At 59.1% G+C, this 19,434-nt stretch carries 16 protein-coding genes; 15 read left to right on the top strand and 1 reads right to left on the bottom strand.

Features of this window, described 5'->3' with window-relative positions; genetic code table 11:
- Positions 1–385: 385 nt before the first annotated feature.
- The 5 genes from DW112_RS09550 (at position 386) to DW112_RS09530 (ending at position 5,882) form a co-directional block, all read left to right on the top strand.
- Positions 386–2,281, top strand: a complete 1,896-nt coding sequence (locus tag DW112_RS09550) for a BglG family transcription antiterminator (protein WP_118328842.1) — start codon at positions 386–388, stop codon at positions 2,279–2,281.
- Positions 2,282–2,400: 119 nt separating this feature from the next.
- Complete coding sequence (locus tag DW112_RS09545) at positions 2,401–2,727, top strand: PTS lactose/cellobiose transporter subunit IIA (protein WP_117629717.1); 327 nt, start codon at positions 2,401–2,403, stop codon at positions 2,725–2,727.
- A gap of 46 nt (positions 2,728–2,773) precedes the next feature.
- A complete protein-coding gene (locus DW112_RS09540; RefSeq protein ID WP_117565033.1) occupies positions 2,774–3,067 on the top strand; it encodes a PTS sugar transporter subunit IIB in 294 nt (97 codons plus the stop codon).
- Positions 3,068–3,076: 9 nt separating this feature from the next.
- Positions 3,077–4,426 carry a PTS sugar transporter subunit IIC gene (locus DW112_RS09535; protein WP_117565032.1) on the top strand — a complete coding sequence of 450 codons (1,350 nt, stop codon included), beginning with the start codon at positions 3,077–3,079 and terminating at the stop codon, positions 4,424–4,426.
- Position 4,427: 1 nt separating this feature from the next.
- A complete protein-coding gene (locus tag DW112_RS09530; RefSeq protein WP_117565031.1) occupies positions 4,428–5,882 on the top strand; it encodes a family 1 glycosylhydrolase in 1,455 nt (484 codons plus the stop codon).
- 492 nt (positions 5,883–6,374) lie between these two features.
- Here the strand turns inward: DW112_RS09530 and DW112_RS10115 are convergent, their stop codons facing one another.
- Positions 6,375–7,409 (bottom strand): C39 family peptidase, encoded by a 1,035-nt coding sequence (locus DW112_RS10115; RefSeq protein ID WP_233545904.1) that lies wholly within the window; start codon positions 7,407–7,409, stop codon positions 6,375–6,377.
- 361 nt (positions 7,410–7,770) lie between these two features.
- On the opposite strand from DW112_RS10115, the gene DW112_RS09520 reads away from it, so the two are divergent.
- From DW112_RS09520 to DW112_RS09475, 10 genes are all read left to right on the top strand, one after another.
- A complete protein-coding gene (locus DW112_RS09520) occupies positions 7,771–9,222 on the top strand; it encodes an APC family permease (RefSeq protein ID WP_117757818.1) in 1,452 nt (483 codons plus the stop codon).
- 131 nt (positions 9,223–9,353) lie between these two features.
- Positions 9,354–10,631: an amidohydrolase family protein gene (locus tag DW112_RS09515; protein ID WP_117655955.1), complete on the top strand. Its 1,278-nt coding sequence runs from the start codon at positions 9,354–9,356 to the stop codon at positions 10,629–10,631.
- Positions 10,632–10,743: 112 nt separating this feature from the next.
- Entirely contained in the window at positions 10,744–12,135 is a 1,392-nt protein-coding gene (locus tag DW112_RS09510; RefSeq protein ID WP_233545903.1) for a histidine kinase, read from the top strand.
- Positions 12,136–12,174: 39 nt separating this feature from the next.
- Complete coding sequence (locus DW112_RS09505; protein ID WP_118328840.1) at positions 12,175–12,909, top strand: LytTR family DNA-binding domain-containing protein; 735 nt, start codon at positions 12,175–12,177, stop codon at positions 12,907–12,909.
- Between the two features lie 92 nt (positions 12,910–13,001).
- Complete coding sequence (locus DW112_RS09500; protein ID WP_117634430.1) at positions 13,002–13,946, top strand: zinc dependent phospholipase C family protein; 945 nt, start codon at positions 13,002–13,004, stop codon at positions 13,944–13,946.
- Between the two features lie 101 nt (positions 13,947–14,047).
- Complete coding sequence (locus DW112_RS09495) at positions 14,048–15,307, top strand: MFS transporter (RefSeq protein WP_055252086.1); 1,260 nt, start codon at positions 14,048–14,050, stop codon at positions 15,305–15,307.
- Positions 15,308–15,478: 171 nt separating this feature from the next.
- The gene (locus tag DW112_RS09490) at positions 15,479–16,666 is read left to right on the top strand and encodes a glycosyltransferase (RefSeq protein ID WP_117638136.1); all 1,188 of its coding nucleotides are present in this window, start codon (positions 15,479–15,481) and stop codon (positions 16,664–16,666) included.
- Positions 16,663–18,006 (top strand): histidine kinase, encoded by a 1,344-nt coding sequence (locus DW112_RS09485; RefSeq protein WP_117757814.1) that lies wholly within the window; start codon positions 16,663–16,665, stop codon positions 18,004–18,006. The genes DW112_RS09490 and DW112_RS09485 overlap by 4 nt, the downstream gene beginning before the upstream one ends.
- Before the next feature lie 72 nt (positions 18,007–18,078).
- Positions 18,079–18,795, top strand: coding sequence for a LytTR family DNA-binding domain-containing protein (locus DW112_RS09480; protein ID WP_006235156.1), 717 nt, complete (start codon positions 18,079–18,081; stop codon positions 18,793–18,795).
- A 98-nt stretch (positions 18,796–18,893) separates the two neighbouring features.
- A complete protein-coding gene (locus tag DW112_RS09475) occupies positions 18,894–19,361 on the top strand; it encodes a YfcE family phosphodiesterase (protein WP_117629725.1) in 468 nt (155 codons plus the stop codon).
- The last annotated feature ends 73 nt before the right edge of the window (positions 19,362–19,434 follow it).

Below are 19,434 nucleotides of genomic sequence, written 5' to 3'. Positions count from 1 at the left end.
ACTAGCCTCTCTTCATGAGCCCCGCAGTCCGCTCCGGCTGCGGGGCTTTTGCTATTCACCTAGTCATTGGGGACAAACCCGGCACTTGGGGACGGTCCTTTCCTGCCGGCAGCTTGGGACAGTCCTTAATAGTCATTGGGGACGTTCTTAAACGACTAGTCAAACAAGAACGTCCCCAATGACTACTCATTTAAGTCTGTCCCCAATGACTGCACAATGGCTGGGAAGGCGCATCCCACACCGACGCATTGCCTTCGGGCCCTTTCCCCAGGCTCTCCATAGCTCAGCTGAACTCCCCGCAACCTGTTCCGGGTTGGCGGAACGAGCGCGACGTGGAGTGTCATTCTTTACCGCGTTAGACTAGACGCAGGGAAAGGAGGAGGACATGGATGCTCGCGTCAAGCAGCTTGTAAATATGATCGAGGACGCTCAGCCTGTCGCTGTCGCGGTACTTGCCAAGCGTCTCGAGGTAAGCGAGCGCGCCGTGAGAAACTATATCCATCGCGCAAACGACAACCTTGCAGGGGTTGCACGCATCGTTGGCAGCAAGGGGCAGTATCGTATCGATGTTGCACGTGCAGATGAGCTTGCTCGCTTGCTAGACGGTGCGGCTCTGGCCCATCCGGGCATTCCTGATACGCGCGACGGCCGTGTGTCCTTCCTTCTTAACGACCTCCTAATGCGGTCCCAGTGGGTGACGATTGAGGAGTATGCGGATTTACTCTACGTTTCGGCGCGGACTCTGTCCAATGACATGCGTCTGGTAGAGCAGAAACTCGCCCAATTTGACTTAGCGCTTGAAAAGCGCCCACGCTACGGAATCCGCGTTGCGGGCGGGGAGTCGCAACGGCGCCTGTGCCTGGCCTCGCTGGTGAGGCCCGTGTTGCCCGACACCGACGATGCAAAGCTCGCCGAGCACCTGCGGGCCATCGCCGCATGTGTGGACGATGCCCTGACGGCCTCGCCCGTCACGGTGAGCTCGCTGGCATCCCGCAATCTCATCATGCATCTTTACATCGCTCTTGGCCGCATCGAGCAGGGCTGCTATGTCCCAGCTGCAGAATCGGACGTTCAAAAACTGGAGGGAACGCGCGAATACGCCGCGGCTTTCCAGATTGCCGCAAACATCAAGGATGCCCTGGGCGTGAGCATGCCCCGAGAAGAGGTTGCCTTTATCGCAATCCATTTGCTCGGCAGGGGCACGGGCGTGCCCGAGAAGGGCTCTGCCGTTATCTCGGACGAGATGTGGGAGATTGCTTCCGAGATGGTACGTGCGGTCAACGATGAGTTTAGGTTTGACTTTAGCAGCGATCTTGAACTTCGCATGAACCTTGCTCGGCATATTGGCCCTCTGGGTTATCGCCTTGAATATCACATGCATATGGATAACCCCATGCTGCCCGATATCAAGACGAGGTTTCCGTTGGCCTATTCGATGGCGGCCGGCACCTCGCAGGTACTCGAGCGTCATTTTGGCAGCCAGCCCTCTGATGAGGAGCTCGGCTACATCGCCATGGCATTTGCCCTGGCCCTCGAGCAGCAAGCCGACCAGCCGCGTCGCAAACGCATCCTGATCGTGTGCGCCTCGGGAGCGGGAAGCGCCCGTATGCTCGAGCACCAGTACCGCAAGCAGTTTGGTATGTATATCGAGTCGATTGAGACATGCGACGTCGCCCGCGTGGGAACGCTCGACTTTTCGCACATCGACTACGTGTTCACAACGGTGCCGCTCAACGTCAAGTTGCCTGTGTCCGTCCGCGAGGTCGATTTCTTCTTGGAGACGAGCGATGTCAACGCTATCCGCAAGGTGCTGAGTGATGACGCTGCGCAATCGGACTCCCTGAGCGCTTTCTTTAGCCGTGCCCTGTTCTTCAACCGCGTTGAGGCGTCGTCGAAGCAGGCCGTTCTCCGATATCTCTCCGAGCGCGCCGTCGAGAGCGGCCGTGTCGATGCCCAGTTTGCCCAAGAGGTTGCCGAGCGCGAGAGCGCGAGTGCCACCTCGTTTGGCAATGGGGTGGCCATGCCCCATGGGATGCATCCTTTGAGCGCCGAGGCCTTTGTTACCGTGGGCCTGCTCGAACATCCCATTCTTTGGGACGAATACGGCCATGAGGTCGATATCGTCTTTATGGTGTCGTTTGCCCGGTCGGGCGGCGATGAGGCGCGGATCTTGAGCTCGCTGCTCGCTGAGATCTTTATGGACCGCCAGGGGGTCGAGCGCTTACGCGAGCGCCGGTCCTGGCATGAGCTGATGGCGCTTGTGCAAGCGCATACGGCTTAAGACTTCTTTTGTCGATGACGCTGTCAGTCTACCTGCAATAAACCTCGAGGATTGCGGGCGGGAGATAGGTGTTTCGAATATTCAAGTACAAACCAGACATCACGGGAGAGGAGACCGTTATGGACGATCAGGGAACCGAGATGGTTTCGTTTCAGCTGGTCGCTGCAGCGGGAGAGGCACGCAGCCTTGCCTTCGAAGCCCTTGAAAAGGCAAAGGCGGGGGATTTTGACGCTGCCACCAAACTCATGAAGCAGTCAAAGGATGCGGGAATCAAGGCTCACCACATCCAAACGCAGCTGCTTTCGACCGAGGCGGCGGGCGAGCATCTGTCGGTGGATGTGTTGCTGGTCCATGCTCAGGACCACCTCATGTGCTCCATGCTTGCTCAGGAGCTCGTGCAGGAGCTGATCTGCCTGTATGAGCGCACTGCAGCCAAGAACGCCTAACGGCGTGCGGCGACTATCCAACCAATCAATGCGAAGGGAATCCCTTATGAAGATCCTTCTTGTTTGCGCAGCTGGCCTGTCTACAAGCATTCTGATGAAGAAACTCGAGAAATACGCGGAGCAAAACGGCATCGAGCTCGATATCGATGCGGTGGGTATCGGCGAGTATCAGGAGACCTGCGCCGATTATGACGTGCTGCTCTTGGGGCCGCAGGTGTCCTACCAGCTCAACACCGTCAAGCAGGGGAGCGGTAAGCCGACCGCGGTCATCCCCGCACAGGACTACGGCATGGGCAACGCCGCCAACGTGCTGGCACTCGCCCAGTCGCTGTTGGGCTAGGAGGCGACCATGGAAAAGTTCATGACCCTGCTTCAGGAAAAACTGACCCCTATTGCCAATTTCTGCGGCACCGAGCGTCACTTTGCCTCCATGCAAAAGGGCTTTATGAGCGCGATCAGCTTCATCTTGGTCTCTGCCGTCTTTATGATCATCGCCAACCCGCCGGTCACGGCCGACCTGGTGGCGCAGGGCGGGTTCTGGTCCGTCTTTGGCCCTTGGCTCGATTTTGCCACGGCCAATAAGCTCACGCTGCTCATCCCGTTCAACATGACGATGGGCATACTGTCGGTGATCGTGACGTTCGCAATCGCCTATAACCTGGCGGGCACCTACAAGATGCCCAAGCTTAACGCCGGTATGACCTCGCTGGTGATGTTCCTGATCGCCGCGGCGCCGTCGTCCTACTACCAGCTTGCTGATGAGTCCGTGCTCCAGGCGGTCCCCTGCACCTATCTGGGTGCGCAGGGCCTGTTTACCGCCATCATCGTTGCCCTGGTCTCCGTCGAGGTCACGCGCTTCTGCCAGACCAAGGGCATCACCATCAAGATGCCCGATGGCGTGCCGCCGTTTTTGTCCGAAACCTTTGGCGCCATCGTGCCTATGCTCGTCAACATCCTCATCTTCTTTGGTGGCAACCTGCTGATCCAGATGATCGATCCCACGCTGTCCATCCCCTCGGTTATCGAGAAGCTGCTCGCTGCCCCGCTTTCCGTCGCAGTTGACTCTGTGCCCGGCGCACTGCTTATCTGCTTCATGACGCTGCTGTTTTGGTGCTTTGGCGTCCACGGCAACATGATCGTGATGCCCATCACCGCCCCGGTCACGCTTGCCGCCTTTGCTGCCAACGCCTCGCTCTACGCTGCTGGGCAGCCGCTTGAGTTCCACCCGGTACTCATGTCGATGGTCATCAACCTCATCGGCGGCACGGGCAATACGTTCTCTTTTGTGGCGCTCTGCGCGTTTAAGGCAAAGTCGCAGCAGCTCAAGGCATTTGGCAAGGCATCGATCGTGCCGAGCTTCTTCCGTATCTCCGAGCCCGCGATCTTTGGCGCACCCATCATCTTCAACCCGATCCTCATGATTCCGTTTGTGCTGGGCGGTATGATTTCGGCCCTGCTGTATTGGGGTGCAATCTCACTGGGTCTTGTCTCTAACTTCTACATCTTGGTGAGCGGCACGTTCCCCATCTTCGTTCAGGGCTTTATCCAGTGCCTCGACCCGCGTATCTGGGTATTTACGATCGTTTTGATCGTGGTCATGGCTGTGGTCTGGTACCCGTTCTTTAAGGTGTACGACAACCAGCTCCTGGCGCAGGAGCAGGAGAACGCCGCGGCAGCTTCTGCCAAGGATACTGAGTAGCATGGGTTACTTTGACAGAACGTCTGCTGCCGGTATGCCCGAGGGCTTTTTGTGGGGCGGCGCGCTCGCTGCCAACCAGGCCGAAGGGGGCTGGAACGAGGGCGGCCGCGGTATGTCGCACTCCGACCTGATTCCACAGGGTCCCGACCGCTGGGATGTGATGTTTGGCAGGCAAAAGCCCGTGGATGATCCGGACAGGCTGTATCCATGCCGTTGGGGCAACGACTTCTTCCATCATTGGCGCGAGGACGTCGAGCTCTTTGCCGAGATGGGCTTTAAGTGCCTGCGTCTTTCAATTTGTTGGAGCCGTATTTTTCCCACAGGGATGGAGGCCGAGCCCAACGGTGAGGGCTTGGAGTTTTACCGTCAGGTATTCGAGGCGCTGCGCGAGCACGGAATCGAGCCGCTCGTGACGCTGTCGCACTACGACTATCCGTTGGCTCTGGTCGAGCGTTATGGTGGATGGCAAAGCCGAGAGATGATCGAGCGGTATGCGCACTACGTCGAGACCGTCGGACGTGCGTACCAGGGCCTCGTGCGTTATTGGCTCACCTTCAACGAGATCAACAGCGTGGCGCTGTCCTATATCAACGCGGGCGTCACGCTCGAGGATGAGCGTGACCGTGCAGCCGTGACCGCGGCGTTCTCGCACCATATGTTTATGGCGAGCGCTCGCGCTGTCGAGATCCTGCACAAGATCGATCCCGCAAACAAGGTGGGTTGCATGATCGCTGCCGGTGCGACCTATCCGTACCGTTGTGCGCCCGAGGACGTATGGCTTGCGTATGAGGAGGACCGCGGCCGCTACTTCTACACTGACGTGATGGCTGCGGGCGCCTATCCTACTTGGAAGCTGCGTGCGCTCGAGAAAGAGGGTGTTCACGTGCCCTTTGAGCCGGGCGATACGGAGTATCTGGCCGAGCATACCGTCGACTTCATTTCGTTCTCGTACTATTGCTCGCGCTTGGTGTGCGCCGATGACCAGGTGATCGCTGAGAAGGCGGAGGGCAACGTGTTCCCGACGCTGCGCAATCCGTACCTCAAGGATAAAGAGACTGCCTGGAAATGGCAGATCGATGCGCTGGGTTTGCGCGTGACGCTTGCCGGCTACCACGATCGTTACCATCTTCCGCTCTTTATCGCCGAGAACGGTGTGGGCGGACTCGATGCGCTGGAAGACGGCAAAGTCCACGATGCATATCATATTGATTACCTGCGCAGGCATATTCTTGCGCTGCGCGATGCAATTGTCGAGGACGGTGTTGACCTGATGGGATACACGCCGTGGGGCTGTATCGATTTGGTGTCTGCCTCGACGGGGCAGATGAAGAAGCGCTATGGCTTTGTTTATGTTGATGCCGATGATACGGGCAAAGGCACGTTCGATCGCTACCGAAAGGACAGCTTCTGCTGGTATCAAAAGGTCATTGCATCAAATGGCGAGGACTTGAGTTAACCCTTGCAAGCCTGCTGCCCCCGTGGCCCGTTTCGGCCGCGGGGGCTTTTGTTATTTACCTAGTCCCCGATGAGACCCTCATTCTGTGGGTAGTCATTGGGGACGTTCTTAAAAGACTAGTCATTTAAGTCTGTCCCCAATGACTGCGGAAACCCGGCACTTGGGGACGTTCCTTTTCTGCTGGCAGCTTGGAACAGTCCTTAAAGCCCGCATCAATCAACTGCGGAAAGCGCATCCCAGAATGAGCGTCCAACATGGGACATAGTTTCCCTTGAGGGCCTCAACCGGAAAATGCATCCCGGAATGTTGCCGGAAAGTGGAACGTAGTTTCCCAAACGGGCCGCTAACGGAAAGTGCATCCCGCTATTGAGCTCCAAAATGGGATGCGCTTTCCGTGTCGGCAGTTCCTGGCAGCCTGGGGCTACTCATTTAAGTCTGTCCCCAATGAGTGCGGGCATCCAGAGACCACTCAATTAAGTCTGTCCCCAATGACTAGTAGTAGGCCCACATGGCTTCGACTTCGTTAAGGACCTCTACGACACCCCAGCGGCGGGCGCTGCGGCTGGCCGAGTTGGGATCGAAGACTTCAATATGGTCGGCGTCGTCAATACCGTAAAGCACAATGTAGTGGCCGACGTTGGTAAAGGTGCCCGGCCGAACGGCGGCGATGACGGGCGCTCCCGAACGCAGTGCCTGAGTCATCGAGTCACGATCGTTATGGAGCTCCGTTCCGTTAAGTCCCAACTGCCACGCGCCGCTCGTCATAAACGACCATTCGGTTGCACCGGTGGGGGCGTAGTTGCCCGCCTCGGAAAGCGCGCACATATCGATGGGGGTCATATCGGTGCGTCCCGTCTTAAAGATATAGACCATGGTGAGGCACGTGGGCCCGCATGCATTTTGGCGGATGGTGCCGCCGGCGTAAGGCAGCTCCGACCACGCAGGGTCGATCTGATAGATATGGGGCATCGTGCCGGCTTGCCATTGCGAGCGCGGGGTCGAAAAGGCGAAAGAATAACCGGGCGCGACGGGGGCCTTGAGCAGCTTGTCCTCGGCGGTGGGCTCAAGGCCGGCCGAGCCGTGGGACATACAGGAGCTCATAAGCACAAAGACCAGACAGATGAGGATAGAGCACAGTGCGAGGCAAAGTCGACGAGCCGGAAGGGCGGGGGCATTCACGTACGATGTCGAGCGGTAGGGCTTGCCGTCGCGTCCGCCTTGGGAACGCGAAAAGAAGCGGTTGATATGGATGCCGGACTGACGTGCGCCGTTGCGGCGCAGTTGCGGAACCTCGGCCTGGCGCTGTCGAGTGCGCGCGCCCAGGCGGCTATCTTGCTGCGCGCTTGTGCCCGTGCTCGGACAGTCACTCTGCCGTGTTCTGCTTGTCTGCTGCCGAGACGAAGGCCTGGGTTGCTCTTGAGGGCGTTGCGGATTGCTGCTCGTGGCACTTCTAGGCGTCGGCGTGGTGCGGCCAGCAAGGCGAACGCTTTGTCGCCGTTGATCACCGTCGTTGTATCCGTATGCCATTCGTACCGCCTTGTCTCATGTATAACCTGTCTATCCTACAAAAAAGATGTGCAACAAATGGGTCTGCGCGTCAAAAGCTCGGTAAACGGTACGAAAGGCGCAAAACGCACGGCTTCAAAAACATCTCTATATGCGTCCGATGAGCGTACGCCCGTCGGACGGGCGGCAACAATGAGTGGCAAACCGCGCCGTTCGTCCCAAAAACAGCGCCGCTCGTTTTGCAGTTCTGCCTTCGGTCGAGTCGCAAGCGGCGCTGCTGTGCCAAGGCCGTATCTTAAAGCCACGAAATAAAAGCGCGCGGTAAAACAGACCGCGCAAGGGGTGACGCCAAAGAGGCGTCAATAAGGAAAGGAGGGGAACAATGGCGGACAAGAACGCAGAAGTTGCAGTCGAAGGTAACGGCGGCATGAAGAAAACGCTTTCGCTCTGGAACTTCTTCACCATCGGTTTCGGTGCCATCATCGGAACTGGCTGGGTCCTGCAGGTCGGCGACTGGATGGTCGTGGGCGGTGGTCCCGTTCCCGCTATGATCGCATTCCTCTTGGGTGCAATCTTCCTCGTGCCCGTCGGAGCTGTTTTCGGTGAGCTCACGGCTGCTATCCCCATCTCGGGCGGCATCGTCGAGTATGTCGACCGTAGCTTTGGCCGTACGCTGAGCTACATCACCGGTTGGCTTCTGGCCCTGGGCAACGGCATCCTGTGCCCGTGGGAGGCCATCGCCATTTCGACCCTCGTGTCCGAGATGTTCGGCAGCCTGCCCGGTCTTGAGTGGCTGCGCGCCGTCAAGCTCTACACCATCTTGGGCGCCGACGTTTACTTGTTCCCGACGCTGATCGCGCTCGGCTTTGCAGTCTACGTCATCTTCCTCAACTTCCGCGGTGCCAGCTCGGCCGCCAAGCTCCAGGCCTTCCTGACCAAGGCTCTGCTCTGCGGCATGCTGCTCGCCATGGGTGTCTCGCTGTTCACCGGTTCGCCGGAACACGCCATGCCCGTGTTCTCCCAGGTCACCGGTGCTGGCGGCGGCAAGCCCGCTACCGAGGGCACCAGCCTGTTCGCCGGCATCGTGTCGGTCCTGGTTTTGACCCCGTTCTTCTACGCCGGCTTCGATACTATTCCTCAGCAGGCTGAGGAAGCAGCCGAGGGCCTCAACTGGAACAAGTTCGGCAAGATCATCTCCCTGGCCCTGCTGGCCGCAGGCGGCTTCTACATGGTCTGCATCTACTCGTTCGGCACCATCCTCGACTGGCATGAGTTCGTTAAGAGCCCGGTTCCCGCGCTTGCCTGCCTCAAGGGCATCAACATGCTCCTGTACCTGGCCATGCTCGTCATCGCCACGCTTGGACCCATGGGCCCGATGAACTCCTTCTACGGCGCCACGAGCCGCATCATGCTCGCCATGGGCCGAAAGGGCCAGCTGCCCGAGAAGTTCGCCGAGGTCGATCCCAAGTCCGGCGCTCCCAAGCTCGCCTGCGTCGTTCTGGGCGTCATCACCGTCGTCGGTCCGTTCCTGGGCAAGAACATGCTCATCCCTCTGACCAACGTGTCGGCTCTCGCCTTCATCTTCTCCTGCGGCATGGTCGCCCTCGCTTGCCTGCGCATGCGCTTCACCGAGCCCGACCTGCCTCGTCCCTACGAGGTGCCCGGCGGCAAGTTTGGCATCAGCCTCGCTATCGTTGCCTGCGGCACCATCATTGGCCTGCTCGTGATCCCGTTCTCTCCCGCCTCCCTCAACATGGTGGAGTGGAGCATCGTGATCGGCTGGTTGGCTATTGGCCTGGCCCTCATGGCTTTCACCAATTCCCGCAAAAAGTAACGCCTAGCCGGGGCGGATCGGGTGCGCGGAATCCTCTCTCCCGCGCACCGAACCCGGCACCACTTGGGTAGCTTTGTGAGGCCTTAACCCAACACGGCCTCGCCCACTATATGGATCCATAAGGAGGAACCATGTCCACTAAGTACGCAATCGTTGGCGGCAAGCTCATCGACGGTACCGGTGCCGAGCCGGTCGAGAACTCCCTCGTTCTCGTCGACGACAACGGCAAGATCGAGTATGCCGGTGCTATGCAGGACCTTCCCGAGGGCGTTGAGGTTATCGACGCCGCCGGCAAGACCGTCCTTCCCGGCCTGATCGACACCCACCTGCACTTCTCGGGCAACCTGACCGACGATGACACCGATTGGGTTATGCAGCCGCTCCTCGAGAAGCAGGCCGTCGCCGTCAAGCAGGCCTACGACTGCCTCACCCACGGCCTCACCACCGTCTGCGAGATCGGCCGCTTTGGTATCCAGATCCGTGACTGCATCGACAAGGGCGTCTTTAAGGGCCCGCGCGTTCTGGCCACCGGCCTGGGCTTCTGCCGCGTTGCCGGTCACGGCGACTCCCACCACTGCACCCAGGAGCTCAACAAGGAATCCCACCCCTGGGGCGACCAGGTCGACGGTCCTTGGGATCTGCGCAAGGCCGTCCGTCGTCGTCTGCGCGAGAACCCCGATGCCATCAAGATCTGGGCTACCGGTGGCGGCATCTGGCGCTGGGACTCCGGTCGCGACCAGCACTATTGCTCCGAGGAGATCCAGGCCGTGGTCGAAGAGGCAAAGATGGTCGGCATCCCCGTGTGGAGCCACTGCTACAACAACCACGCCGCTGCCTACGATTCCGTTCGCTTTGGCTGCGAGCAGCTGATTCACGGCTTCGATATCGATGAGCGCACCATGGACCTCATGGCCGAGCAGGGCACCTTCTTCACCCCGACGATCGCCTTCCTGCCCACCTGGTACGCCACCTATCCGCCCGTCTACGTCCCCGAGCTGCACGACAAGTACGAGGGCACCCTGGTCGAGAAGGAGCTGCAGCGCAACTACGACTGCCTGCGCGAGGCCAAGAAGCGCGGTGTCGTCATGACGATCGGCTCCGACTCCTTCTCCTTCGTCACCCCGTACGGTACCTGCTCCATCGAGGAGATGTACGAGTTTGTCGACAAGATCGGCTTCACCCCGGTCGAGACCATCACCTGCGCCACCCTCAACGGTGCCAAGATGTGCCACATCGAGGACGAGACCGGTTCCATCGAGGCCGGCAAGTGCGCCGACCTGCTGGTCGTCAACGGTGACGTCGCCGCCGACATCCACGTGCTCAACACCGACAACATGGACGTCATCATGAAGGACGGCTGGATCGTCGAGGCTGGCACCTTTGGCGAGGCCAACAAATACAGCGCCTAAGATACCGTTTGTCGATGGCTGGATGTAAAACACAGTTTTTGATTGCATAATGCAATGGAGAGGGTCGCTTGCGGCCCTCTCCATTGCTATGGGGTGCGTCAGTAAGAAGGGGATGACGGTGGATTTAAACAGGCTGATTCTGGGCAAGAGCTACAACTCTACCAAGGTCTTTCGTACGGCCCAGCATGTGGTCCAGGCCATCTTGCTCGGTTTTGTCGTACCGGCCCTTATCCTGCTGCTTATCTGGGATTTAACCGATAATCCCAACCCCGTTCCGGGCGTTGTCGTTATTGCCGGCCTGGTCATGCTGTGCTTCTTTTTCTCGTATGTCTTTGTGGTCCCCGACGACCTCACATCGAGCGCAACCGACCGTACGCTCGCCATCGCATCAAAAATATTCGCCTACACGTCGCGCGGCCTTACGCCCGAAGCGGCCTTGGGCGCCTCCAAGATCATCCTGTCCGAGACCATTGCCTCTGCCATCTGCTTTACCGACGGCAAGCAGGTGCTGGCAAGCTGGGGTGAGGACTCGGCAAAATGCCCTGCCGGCACCCCGGTCGTGCTCAAGACCACGCTCAACGTGATCGAGTCCGGCGAACAGAGTGTATTTTCGCGTGACACCTCCAATGAGACGGGTGGCTATTTTCCCCGCCTGCGCGCCGGTATTGTCGCACCGCTTACCGTGCGCGGGCATTGCGTGGGTACGCTCGAGCTGTACTATCCCCGCCTGAGCAGCATCGATATGCGCCAGACGGCGTTAGCCTCGGGCTTTGCCGATCTCATTTCCACGCAGCTCGCCAGCTTTGAGCTCGAGCGCCAGGACGAGCTTACGGCCCGCGTGGAGCTGCGCGCCCTACAGTCGCAGGTCGACCCGCATTTTCTGTTCAATACCATCAGCACTATCGTGTCGCTCGTGCGAACCGAGCCCGACAAGGCGCGATCGCTGCTGATCGACTTTTCCAATTACTATCGTCAGACGCTTTCTGACTCCGATACGCTCACCACGCTCGAGCATGAGGTGGAACAGGGCACTCGTTATATCAATCTTATGCAGGCCCGGTATGGCGACGGCCGTCTGCGCGTTTCGGTCGACATCGACTTTGAGGTGCGCGACAGCATGGTGCCGCCGTTTATCTTACAGCCGCTGCTCGAAAACTGTATCAAGCATGCCCAGCGCGAGACCGAGCCGCTTTCTATTCGTGTTGGGGCTTTTGAGACCGATGACGGTCTGGAGATCATCGTCGAAGATGACGGCATCGGTATGAGCGAAGAAGTCTGCGCGCACCTGTTTGAGCAGCATCGCCGAGAGGAGCCCGAGAGCATTACCGCCGACGGCTCCATCAAGCGAGGCTGCGGCCTGGCGCTCTTCAACGTGCTTCAGCGCATCCATTTCTTTTACGGGGAAGATTCTGGCATGCGCGTGAAGTCCCAGGAGGGCGTGGGGACGCAGGTCATCGTCGAGCTGAACGGCGAGCCGCATGAGCCGGCGCCGATGAAGGTGTAGCGCGCGGTTGGATTGAGAGAAAAAAGAGGGGAAGCGCATATGTCCGAGGGATGGAACATCTTGGTGGTTGATGACGAGCCTCCTATTAGGGCTGAGCTACGTTATCTGCTGGAAAAGGATGCACGTGTGGGACAGATTGCCGAGGCGGGCAATGTCACCGAGGCCGTGGAGTCGATTCTGTCGAACAAGCCCGACGTGCTGTTTTTGGATATCACGATGCCCGGCCGCTCGGGAATTGAGCTAGCCGAGACCCTGCAAAACCTAAAGACGCCGCCGGTGGTGGTGTTTGTGACGGCGTTTGCAGAGTTCGCGGCCGACGCGTATAACCTCGATGCTGTCGACTATGTCGTCAAGCCGGTCGAGGATGCCCGCCTGTCAAAGGCACTCGACAAGATCGAGGCGGCCTTGGGCGTCCGTCGTGTTATCCACGCTCCGCGCCAGCCTTTGCGTCTGACGGTGGACCGCGGGGGCAAAAAGGTGTTCATTCCCGCCGCAGACGTTTGCTACTTTGAGGCGCGCGCCGATTTTTGCAACGCCATCTGCGCCGAGGGAACGTACCTGATCAATGAGTCGATCTCTTCGCTCGAGCGTCGCTTGGACTCCGAGGGCTTTATTCGCGTTCATCGCAGCTACCTGGTCAATTTGGAAGACGTGCACAATGTTGAGATTGGCTCCACGGGGTTGATGGAGCTCAGGCTCGACCGCGTGAACTCGACGGTACCGGTGTCCCGTCGTCGTGCCGCCGAGGTCAAGTCGCACCTGGGGCTTGCGTAAGAGGCTTGCGTGCTGTCGTTTACCATCGCAGGTTTGGCATGGGCGCGCGGTGGGCATAATGGGTGGCATCGAATGAAATCGAAAGGATCATTATGCCCGCGCTTATCACCCATCATCTGTTTGGCGAGGAAAGCATCGACCGTCTTCCGCAGGGCGTCATCACGTCCGATGAAGAGCGCATTGCCTTTATCTTGGGCAACCAAGGCCCCGACCCGTTTTTCTTTCACATTCTGACACCGCGTGTTTCCGACTGCACGCTGCTGGCGCAGGTCATGCATCGGTCGCGCATGTCTCGCCAGTTCGCGTGCCTGCGCGACGGCGTGTCGCATCTGCTGCCGCGCGATGCCAGCTTGGGTCGTGCCTTTGCGCTGGGCCTGCTGTCTCATTACGTGCTCGACCGCAACGCTCACCCCTTTGTCTATGAGCAGCAGTTTGGCATCGTGGAGTCCGATTCAGAGCTTGAGGATTCGAGCAGTCAGGTCCATGCCGTGATCGAGAGCGACCTGGATGTACTGATGCTGCAGCTTAAACGCGATGGCGCTACGGTCGACGATTACCCGCCGGCGGGCGAGATCGTCACCACCGATCGCATCAATCGCGTGGCCGGCGTGCTGATGAGCTATGTTGCCGGACGCGTGTACGGCATTGACATTCCGGCGGGGGAGTACGGTGCTGCCGTTGCCAATATGCAGCGACTTTACCGCGCGATTGAGCCGGCCGGCTCCGCAAAGACGCGCGCGATCTCGCTGGTTGAGGGCTTGGTGCACGACTACTCGCTGCTCGACGGCCTTGCGCACCGCGTGACGACCGAGCTGCCCGAGCGTACCGGCAACCTGGGCCACTTGGCATGGAAGAACCCCTTTACCGATGAAGTCTCGACCGAGAGCTTCCCCGAGGTCTTTGACCGCGCGCTGCTCGATTACGAGTGCACGGTTGCCCGCTTTATCGAGACCGGCGATATGGAAGCCGTGACCAACCATGTCAATTACAGCGGTCGCGTGCTCAATGCCGATGAGGAGTTCGACCGCGAGGAATAGGGCTCATGCGTGCCCCTTTGCCGAATCCTTACCGGTGCTTCTGGACAATTGGGGTACGATGAACTAACTGCATATCGGGCAAATACGAAGGGTCCCTGTCCATGAAATACACCAAGCTCGAGCGTAACTGGGTTATGTACGATGTGGGCAATTCGGCCCTCGTGCTGCTCAATACCTCGGTGGTGCCCATTTACTTTAACGCCATCAATACCGGCGCTTCCTCGGCCGACCTGGTGGTCGCTTGGGGCAATGCGCAGACGATCGCCTCGCTGGTCATCGCCATGCTCATGCCCATTCTGGGCGCACTTGCCGACTACGCCGGCAACAAGATCAAGTTCTTCTTGGGCTTCTTCCTCACGGGCCTGGTGCTTTGCCTGGCGCAGGCTATCCCAATGTCTGCCATGGCATTTTTGACCGTGTACGTGCTGTGCACCATCGGCCTTAACTCTTCTATGACGTTCTACGACGCCATGCTGCCTGACATTACCACCGACGAGCGCATGGACGCCGTGTCCAGCTCGGGTTATGCCTGGGGCTACATCGGTTCCACCGTGCCGTTCGTCATCTGCCTGGCGCTCATCATGGGTGGCCCCGCTCTTGGCATCCCCACCATGCTGGCAACGCGTCTGTCGTTTATCATCACTGGTGCCTGGTGGCTCATCTTTACCCTGCCGCTCATTCGCACCTATAAGCAAAAGTACGGTCGCGAGCGCGGTCCCGAGGACACCATCGGCCACATCGTGGGCGGTGTGTTCTCCGAGGTCGGACACACCATGCGCGAGATTGCCCACAATAAGACCGTGCTGGTCTACATGATCGCGTTCTTCTTCTATATCGACGGTGTGCACACGGTCATTTCCATGGCCACCAGTTACGGATCGGCCTTGGGCATCGATTCGACGCAGCTGGTGCTGGCGCTGCTCGTTACGCAGTTCGTGGCCTTTCCGTCCGCCATCATCTACGGCAAGCTCGCCGGACGCGTGGGCACGCTCAACATGATCCTGGTGGCGGTCGCCGCCTACATGGGGATTGTGCTGTTCGCCGCGTTCTTCCTAAAGACCGCCTTTGAATTCTGGGTGCTTGCCATTATGGTCGGCCTGTTCCAGGGCGGTGTGCAGGCGCTCAGCCGTAGCTACTTTGGCCGCATTATCCCCAAGGAAAAGTCCAACGAGTACTACGGCTTCTTTGACATCTTTGGTCGTTATGCAAGCGTTATGGGCACCTTCCTGGTGTCGGTCGTCACCTCGCTGACCGGCAACCCGTCGCTGGGCGTCCTTTCCATTGGCGTGCTGCTGGTCGTTGGCTTTATGCTACTGGTCCGCCTGTCCCGCATGACTCGGGCGGCAGAGCATGCCGCATAGGAGCGAGCGGCTATTGTGCCTGTCCACGGTACTCTTTTGGGGTTATCCGCAATAAACATTGCGACTTGCGAGCAATGATTTGCCCAAGTGGGTATGATGGAATCAGCTAGGTCGCGGGGCGTCGCCTGTGTTTGGCGGCGTCCCGTTTTTGTGTTGCAGGGAGGGTAAGGCATGAACGCCACGGTCGTGATTCCAACGTATTGGGCGGGCGATGACGCTTGCGCAAACGCCCCTGGCACCTATGACCATTCGACGCGACTCAACGCAGACAATCCCGAACTCGACCGCTGCCTGGCCTCGCTTGAGCAGGTGTGCGACATCCCGCGCATCATCCTTTTGGTGGTCTGTCCTGTTTCTGCCACAGCCGATGTGTCGCTGCGCGTGCACGAGATTGTCGACGCGCATCCCACGCTCAAGGTCACCGTTGTCACCAACACCCAGGCCTCGCGCATCGCAGACCGGGTTGCTCAGATCGCGCCCAAGGGTTCGGGCGAGTGCGTGAGCCTGCGAGGCTACGGTGCCATCCGCAACATGGGGCTAGCCTGTGCCGCTGTGCTGGGGCATGACGCGGTTATCTTTTTGGATGACGATGAGACTGTCATCGACGCCGACTTTATGAAGCGCGCGACCTATGCGTTGGGGCAGCAGACGCGTCAGGGCTTGCCGATCTTGGTCAAGAGCGGCTATTTCTACGATCGCGACGGCTCGCCGCTGGCTCCCACGGACAAGGCGGGCATCTGCCATCGTTGGTGGACCAAGCGCATCGAGTTCAACCGTTGGATGAAAAAGGCGCTCTCGGGCACCCGCATCTCGCGCTCCAACTACGTGTGCGGCGGCCTGATGGCCCTGCACGCCCGCGCCTTTACGCGTGTGGCCTTTGACCCGTTTATCACCCGCGGCGAGGACTTGGATTACCTCTTTAACATGCGCATGTTTGGCTACGACGTGTGGTTCGATAACGAGTGGACCGTGCGCCATCTGCCTCCGGAGTCCGAAAAGCGCTCACCGCGCTTTATGCAGGATGTATACCGTTGGTACTACGAACGGGCCAAGTTGACATTCGCCGCGCATCAAAAGGAGCTCATTCCCGTTACGGCGGCATCACTCATGCCCTACCCGGGCCCGTGGATTTCGCGCGAGCTCGACGACCGCGTGCGCAAGACCGCTATGGTCCGCAGCGTGTTTACCCGCGAGCATGAGGGCTACCTGCGCATTTGGCGCCATGGCATCGACGAGGCAAAGGCCTATGCGCGCCAAAACGCTGCAAGCTACCTGCGTTTCCAGAGCTTTTGGCCCAAGATCATGGACGGGCTTTGGCGTGACGCACAACTGATCAGTATCCTGGAGGGGGCCGAATGATCGACCGCCGCGCCCAGCGCGATAGTTCAATATCAATCTTTCGCATCATTGCCGTTGCCTGCGCCATTTGCGTGCTGGTGTACTTTATTTTTGCCTTGGTGACCGGTATCGAGCCGATCGCCACGGTGATTGCCTGCGCGCTGCTGTGCATCTTTCTGTGCATCTTTATCTTTTTGACGCTCAATCCCGATTCGGTGCGCTCCCAGTACACCGAGGAGACGCTCTCGGTGGCCTCGGCCATGCTCGAGGACATTAAGGGCGGTCTGACGCAGGAGTCGGCGCGTTTGGTGTGCCGGCGCATTTTGCCCGAGACGCGCGCCATGACGGTGGCCATCACCGACGAGGACAACGTGCTTGCCTGCGCGGGCGAGTTTGAGGAAAAACTGCTGCCCGATACTCCCATCCACACGCTTGCCACACGCTACGTTATCGAACATGGCATCGTGCAATCGTTCAACCGTATGGTGGATGTCGTGGGCTCGGACGGCTCGCACAACCAAGTCCCCGCCGGCATTATCGCCCCCATCAAGGTGGGCGATCGTACCGTCGGCACGCTCAAGTTCTACTACAAGACCCCGCGCGCCGTCGACCGTACCCAGTACGCGCTTGCCTCGGGCTTTGCCGAGATCTTGTCCACGCAGCTCGCCATCCACGAGCTCGAGGTGCAAAAGGAACTCACAGCGCGCGCCGAGGTGCGTGCGCTGCAGGCGCAGATTAACCCGCACTTCCTGTTCAACACGCTGAACACCATTGCATCGTTTACGCGCACCGACCCGCTGCGGGCCCGCGAACTGCTTCGTGAGTTCTCATCGTTCTATCGCGCCACGCTCGACAACTCGGGATCGCTTATTCCGGTCTCGCGCGAGGTCGCACAGACCAAGCGCTACCTTACCTTTGAGAAGGCCCGCTTTGGCGAGGACCGCGTGCTTGCGACGTTCGATGTGTCCGAGGACGTGGAAGATACGCTGGTGCCGGCGTTCGTGATCCAGCCGATTGTCGAGAACGCCGTGCGTCATGGTATGGGCGATGACGACGCCCTGAGGATCGACGTGACCGTTCACCAAGACGGCGAGGATGCAATCTTGATTGCCGTGGCCGATAATGGCGTGGGCATGGATGAGGGTACCGCCGCCAGACTGTTTGACGAGCGCTCTGCCCGTCCCGACGCCAGCTCTCCTCAGGGTGGCGGCGCCGGTGTGGCCATGCACAATATTTCGGAGCGCATCCATCGCTTTTTTGGGCCGCACTCCTATACGCGTGTCGAATCGGCGCCGGGCAAGGGCACCAAAGTGCTCCTTCATCTTGATTTGTCAGAGAGCATCTTTGACATTCAAGAGTAAAATAAAAAGCTACGGGCTCAACGTCATGCGACGGACGCCCGGCGTAGTTAGTTGACGAAAGGTTTTATCCCTATGCTGCGTGCGATGATTGTGGATGATGAGGCGCCGGCTCGCTCGGAGCTTCGCTTCCTGCTCGAGCAAACGGGCAAGATCGGCACGATCACGGAGGCGTCGAGCGTCCGCTCCGCCATCGAGATGCTTATGGAAAGTCGCGTGGATGTCGTGTTTCTCGATATCTCGATGCCCGGTGCCTCGGGCCTGCAACTTGCCGAGGCGCTGCATAAGCTCAAAAATCCGCCGGCGATCGTGTTTGTGACTGCGTATAGCGACCATGCGGTCGAGGCATTCGACGTCGATGCCGTCGATTATCTGATGAAGCCTGTCGAGGAAGCTCGCTTGGATCGCGCGATCGAGAAGGTCATGCAACGCGCCAAGCCGGTTACGGACAGCAAAGTGACCATCGAGCGTATCCCGGTGGAAAAGGGCGGCCGCAAGGTGCTCATTCCCGTGGATGACATCCGCTTTATCATGGCAAAGGACGATTACTCCTGCATCTATACCGTCGATGATCGCTTTTTGTCGACGACCTCGCTGGCGCAGTTTGAGGCCAAGCTCTGCGACTTTGGCTTCTTCCGTGTTCACCGCCGCTATATCGTCAACCTAGCGTGCGTCACGGACGTTGAGACGGTGCCCTCGGGCGCCATCCAGCTGGGCATTACGGGCGTCGACGAACGCGTGCCGGTTTCGCGCCGCCGCGTCGTGCCGCTCAAGAAGGCTCTGAGTCTCTAGCACACTGGCCCCGCAGCCCTGTAGACCCATCGTCTGCGGGGCCGTGGGGCCTTTTTTGTATGTATCTGCCGAATCGTTTTTTTTGCGGAAGGGATCCCATGAACAGTGCAAGCGCCAAGCGTATCGACATCATCTCGGACACCCACGGCTATTTATCGCCTGCGCTCTTGGATGAGCTTGAGGGCGCAGATCTGATCATCCACGCCGGCGACCTCACGTCAGAGATGGACTACGAGCACCTATGCACCATCGCCCCCGTGCGGGCCGTCTTGGGCAACAACGATTACTACCGCGACTACGGTCCCGATGTAGACCGTCTTGCGCTCTTTACCTACGAAGGCCTCAAATTCGCCGTAGCCCATTACCGCGAAGACCTTCCGGTGGGATCCGTAGACGTAGCCATCAACGGCCACACCCACGTAACCAAAGAAGCCCAGGTGGGCCGCTGCCTAGTCCTCAACCCGGGCAGCGCCAGCTACCCCAGAGGCAGCCGAGGCCCCACTATGGCCAGAATGCTAGTAAAAGACGGCCATGTCATAAGTACCAAGTTTATTGACCTAGACTAACCGCAACAAAAACGGGGGATGCACAAGGCATCTCCCGTTTTTCTTTGAGCCAAAGTAAGAAGTCCAACCAGAA

The sequence above is a fragment of the Collinsella sp. AM09-41 genome (assembly GCF_003473245.1).
GTDB lineage: Bacteria > Actinomycetota > Coriobacteriia > Coriobacteriales > Coriobacteriaceae > Collinsella.
The sequence above is the reverse complement of the archived record's forward strand: the minus strand, read 5'-3'. Positions and strand labels throughout refer to the sequence as shown.